The 1092-nt window shown below is 69.5% G+C and carries 1 protein-coding gene; it reads left to right on the top strand.

From position 1 onward, the window contains the following. Positions 1 to 1092 (top strand): glycosyltransferase (locus I5E_RS18880; RefSeq protein ID WP_022908365.1); only part of this gene is annotated, 1092 nt, incomplete at both ends.

Below are 1092 nucleotides of genomic sequence, written 5' to 3'. Positions count from 1 at the left end.
ATCTCCCCATGCTGCTGACGGCCGCCGGGCCGTTGCTCCAGCCGAACGAGGGGACCGCTCCGTCGAGCGTCCCGAACCGCGGTACGACCGACGTGCCGACGGGAGGCTCGGGTCAGGTCCCGCAGGCCGCCTGGTCGGTCGGCGAGTGGGTCGGGTACTCGGCCCTCATCGCGATCTCCGTGCTGCTCACGATCATCGCGCTCACCACGCTGTGGTGGATGCTGCACGCCTGGCGCTCGCGCGACGCGCTCAAGTCGACGAGCTTCAGCCAGACCCCGCGTCCGGCCGCGCACCGGTTCACGCTGCTGGTCCCCGGCCGCCACGAGCAGGACGTCATGGGGGAGACCCTCGACATGCTCGCGAAGCAGGACCACCCGGACTTCGAGATCATCGCGATCGTCGGCGAGGACGACCCCGAGACGGACGCCGTCGTGCGTGCCGCCGCGGCCCGGCACCCGGAGCTCATCCGGGTGGTCGTGGACGACACCCTGCCGAAGAACAAGCCGAAGGCGATGAACCTCGCGCTGCAGTACGCGACGGGCGACATCGTCGGCGTGTTCGACGCCGAGGACGAGGTCTACCCGCGGCTGCTGTCGCTCGTCGACTCGCGCTTCCAGGAGACCGGCGCCGACGTGGTGCAGGGCGGCGTGCAGCTGATGAACTTCAAGTCGAGCTGGTGGTCGCTGCGGAACGTGCTCGAGTACTACTTCTGGTTCCGCTCGCGCCTGCACTTCCACGCCGGGTCGAAGTTCATCCCGCTCGGCGGCAACACCGTCTTCGTGACGAAGGAGCGCCTGGACTGGTCGAACGGCTGGGACGCGCACTGCCTCGCCGAGGACTGCGAGCTCGGCGTCCGCCTGTCCGCCGACGGCGCCAAGGTCGTCGTCGCGTACAGCCCCGAGGCCGTCACCCGTGAGGAGACCCCGCCCACCTTCGCGTCGCTCCTCAAGCAGCGGACCCGGTGGAACCAGGGCTTCCTGCAGGTCCTCGGCAAGGGCGAGTGGAAGAAGCTCCCGTCGTTCCGGCAGCGGTTCTTCGCCCGGTACATGCTCACGATGCCGTTCATCCAGGCGGCCACCGGGCTCCTCTCCC

The sequence above is a fragment of the Curtobacterium sp. B18 genome, from assembly GCF_000333375.1.
GTDB lineage: Bacteria > Actinomycetota > Actinomycetes > Actinomycetales > Microbacteriaceae > Curtobacterium.
Note: the sequence above shows the minus strand (reverse complement) of the source record. Positions and strands in the feature narration are given on the sequence as shown.